The 4,271-nt window shown below is 65.3% G+C and carries 1 protein-coding gene; it reads left to right on the top strand.

The window, feature by feature from the left end; translation table 11 throughout:
* Positions 1-445 precede the first annotated feature (445 nt).
* Entirely contained in the window at positions 446-4,168 is a 3,723-nt protein-coding gene (locus ACIPIA_RS11090) for a vitamin B12-dependent ribonucleotide reductase (protein ID WP_400509442.1), read from the top strand.
* Positions 4,169-4,271 lie beyond the last annotated feature (103 nt).

Genomic DNA, 4,271 nt, shown 5'->3' with positions numbered 1-4,271 from the left:
CGGCCGCCGCTGTGGCAATCTTGCCGCGACGCGGCGATTCTCCCCGCCATTTCCAAGGCTTAGCCGGTGCCTTGAAACTTATCCCCATAACCCACACATCCCTACCAGATGTCGTGTCCACAGGGATCGACGAGCACTATTCCTTGACGAGCGGCAGCGAACGGCGCTAGATTTTGTCCATCGCATGACGGCCGGCGGGACCCCCTCTGGATGACTGCGAAACCCTAGTTTTCCAGTGTGTTCCGGGCCTGCCGCCGTATCCGCAAAGAGCGGAAGCGAACGGATCCGCGCGGACATTTTGGGCGTGACCGGGCCTGCAAGCGGGGCGACACCGCAGAGGACCCACAGGGCATCGAACCGAGTTTGGGCTGACATCAGGAGCCGGTGATCAACCGGCCGCGCGTGGCTTCAAGGCGAGCCCGCGGCAGATCAAGGGACGAAGATCATGCGCATCGAGCGCCGCTACACCTCCGCCGGACAGTCGCCCTATGCCGCGATCGCGTTCCGATCGGCCGTCAGCGAGATCAAGAACCCGGACGGCTCGGTCGTCTTCCGGCTCGAAGGCATCGAGGTGCCCGAGGCCTGGTCGCAGGTCGCCAGCGACGTCCTCGCCCAGAAGTACTTCCGCAAGGCCGGCGTGCCCGCCCGCCTGAAGAAGATCGAGGAGAATGACGTTCCCTCCTTCCTCTGGCGCTCCGCCCCCGACGAGGCCGCCCTCGCCGCGCTGCCGGAAGGCGAGCGCTACGGCTCCGAGATCTCTTCCAAGCAGGTTTTCGATCGCCTCGCCGGCTGCTGGACCTATTGGGGCTGGAAGGGCGGCTATTTCTCCTCCGAGGAGGATGCCGCCGCCTTCCATGACGAGCTGCGCTTCATGCTCGCCACCCAGCGCGTCGCGCCGAATTCGCCGCAATGGTTCAACACCGGCCTGCACTGGGCCTATGGCATCGACGGCCCCAGCCAGGGCCATTTCTACGTCGACTTCAAGACCGGCAAGCTGGTGAAGTCGAAGTCGAGCTACGAGCATCCGCAGCCGCATGCCTGCTTCATCCAGGGTGTGCAGGACGACCTCGTCAACGAGGGCGGCATCATGGACCTCTGGGTCCGTGAGGCCCGCCTGTTCAAGTATGGCTCCGGCACCGGCTCGAACTTCTCGATGCTGCGCGGCGAAGGCGAAAAGCTCGCCGGCGGCGGCAAGTCCTCGGGCCTGATGTCCTTCCTCAAGATCGGCGATCGTGCCGCCGGCGCCATCAAGTCGGGCGGCACCACCCGCCGCGCCGCGAAGATGGTCGTGGTCGATGCCGACCACCCGGATATCGAGGCCTATATCGACTGGAAGGTGAAGGAAGAGCAGAAGGTCGCCGCCCTCGTCACCGGCTCCAAGACCGTCAAGAAGCACATGAAGGCCGTGCTCAAGGCCTGCGTGAACTGCGAGGCCGAGGGCGACGCCTGCTTCGACCCGGAGAAGAACCCGGCCCTGAAGCGCGAGATCAAGCTCGCCCGCAAGGCGCTGGTGCCGGACAACTACATCAAGCGCGTCATCCAGTTCGCCAAGCAGGGCTACAAGGACATCTCCTTCGACACCTATGACACGGACTGGGATTCCGACGCCTATCTCACCGTTTCCGGCCAGAACTCGAACAACTCGGTCTCGCTGACCGACGATTTCCTGCGCGCGGTGGAGACGGATAGCGACTGGAACCTGACCGGCCGCACCACCGGCAAGGTCCTCAAGACGCTGAAGGCGCGCGACCTCTGGGAGAAGATCGGCTACGCCGCCTGGGCCTCGGCCGATCCCGGCCTGCACTTCAACTCGACGATGAACGACTGGCACACCTGCCCGGCCTCCGGCCGGATCCGGGCGTCCAACCCGTGCTCCGAGTACATGTTCCTCGACGACACCGCCTGCAACCTGGCCTCGGCCAACCTGCTGCAGTTCTACGACACCGAAACCAAGTCCTTCGACGTCGCCGCCTATGAGCATCTCTGCCGGCTCTGGACGGTCGTGCTCGAGATCTCGGTGACGATGGCGCAGTTCCCGAGCCGCGAGATCGCCGAACTCTCCTACGAGTACCGCACCCTCGGCCTCGGCTACGCCAATATCGGCGGCCTGCTGATGTCGATGGGCCTCGGCTACGACTCCGACGAGGGCCGCGCTCTCGCCGGCGCGCTCACCGCGATCATGACCGGCGTCGCCTATGCGACCTCGGCCGAAATGGCCGGCGAGCTCAGCCCCTTCCCGGGCTACAAGAAGAACGCCAGCCACATGCTGCGCGTCATCCGCAACCATCGCACCGCGGCCCATGGCCTGGCGGATGGTTATGAAGGCCTGAGCGTCACCCCGGTGCCGCTCGACCACGCCACGCTGGCCCGCATGGGCGGCTCGGCCGTCACCATGGCGGAGCGTTCGCGCATCGTCTGGGACGAGGCGCTGGAGCAGGGCAAGCGTTACGGCTACCGCAACGCCCAGGCGACCGTGATCGCGCCGACCGGCACGATCGGCCTCGTCATGGATTGCGACACCACCGGCATCGAGCCCGATTTCGCGCTGGTGAAGTTCAAGAAGCTCGCCGGCGGCGGCTACTTCAAGATCATCAACCGCGCCGTGCCGGACGCGCTCCGCGCGCTGGGCTACCGCGAGGCCGATATCGCCGAGATCGAGGCCTATGCGGTCGGCCACGGCTCGATGAAGCAGGCGCCGGGCATCAACCCCTCGACGCTGCGCGCCAAGGGCTTCACCGACGAGAAGATCGAGGCGGTCGAGAAGGGGCTGAAGAGCGCCTTCGACATCAAGTTCGTCTTCAACAAGTGGACGCTGGGCGAGGACTTCCTGACCGGCACGCTGAAGGTTCCGGCCGAGAAGCTCAACGACATGTCGTTCGAGCTCCTGCCCTTCCTCGGCTTCACCAAGGCCGAGATCGAGGCCGCCAACGTCCATGTCTGCGGCGCGATGACCCTGGAAGGCGCCCCGCACCTGAAGACAGAGCACTACAACGTCTTCGACTGCGCCAACCCCTGCGGCCGCATCGGCAAGCGCTATCTCTCGGTCGAGAGCCACATCCGCATGATGGCGGCGGCGCAGCCCTTCATCTCTGGCGCGATCTCCAAGACCATCAACATGCCGAACGAAGCGACCGTCGAGGACTGCAAGAGCGCCTATATGCTCTCGTGGAAGCTGGCGCTGAAGGCGAACGCGCTCTACCGCGACGGCTCCAAGCTCTCGCAGCCGCTGAACTCGGCCCTGATCTCGGACGACGACGACGAGGCGGACGACGCAGTCGAGACGCTGGTCGCCCAGCCGATGGCGGCACGGGCCACCCAGATCTCGGAGAAGATCGTGGAGCGCATCGTCGAGCGCATCGAGCGCAAGCGCGAGCGCGAGAAGATGCCGGATCGCCGCACGGGCTACATCCAGAAGGCCACGGTCGGCGGCCACAAGGTCTATGTCCACACCGGCGAGTACTCGGACGGGCGCCTCGGCGAGATCTTCATCGACATGCACAAGGAGGGCGCGGCCTTCCGGGCGATGATGAACAACTTCGCCATCGCGGTCTCGCTCGGCCTGCAATACGGCGTGCCGCTGGAGGAGTATGTCGAGGCCTTCACCTTCACCCGCTTCGAGCCCTCGGGTTTCGTTGCCGGCAACCAGTCGATCAAGAACGCGACCTCGATCCTCGATTATGTCTTCCGCGAGCTCGCGATCTCCTATCTCGGCCGCAACGACCTCGCCCATGTCGATCCCAGCGAGATCGGCCATGACGTGATCGGCGGCGGCGTCGGCCAGGACAAGGCGCCGGATGCGGCTCCGATCGTGACGACCCCCCTCGCCTCGACCGGCTTCCGCCGTGGCAAGCCGATCAACCTGCTCGCCATCCAGGGCGGCGGTGCGGCCAATGATGCGGTCGCAAGGTCGGCCTCAACCGTGACGGCTCTCGCCACTGCCGGCGCGACGGCGTTGAAGGAAGAGCCGGAGGCCTATGGCGAGGCGGAGATGGCCAAGCTCGGCTTCTCCGCACCGGCGACACAGCCAAGCCAGTCCGAGCGCCGGGCGGAGGCGATCATGAAGGGCTATGTCGGCGACAGCTGCGGCGAATGCGGCAACTTCACCCTGGTCCGCAACGGCACCTGCCTGAAGTGCAACACCTGCGGATCGACGACCGGGTGCAGCTGATCATTCCGGGCAGATGATGAAAATGAAATGAGAGGCGAAGTTCCCCTCAATTGAGCTTCTGCTTCCGCAAATCACGGTCTCGGCCAAGGCGCCAGCCCTAGCC

This window comes from Allobosea sp. CER48 (genome assembly GCF_044752385.1).
Lineage (GTDB): Bacteria > Pseudomonadota > Alphaproteobacteria > Rhizobiales > Beijerinckiaceae > Allobosea.
The sequence above is the reverse complement of the archived record's forward strand: the minus strand, read 5'-3'. Positions and strand labels throughout refer to the sequence as shown.

Coding starts and splice junctions, on each gene's coding strand:
- ACIPIA_RS11090 (WP_400509442.1), top strand. CDS start 446: ATGCGCATCGAGCGCCGCTACACCTCCGCCGGACAGTCGCCCTATGCC.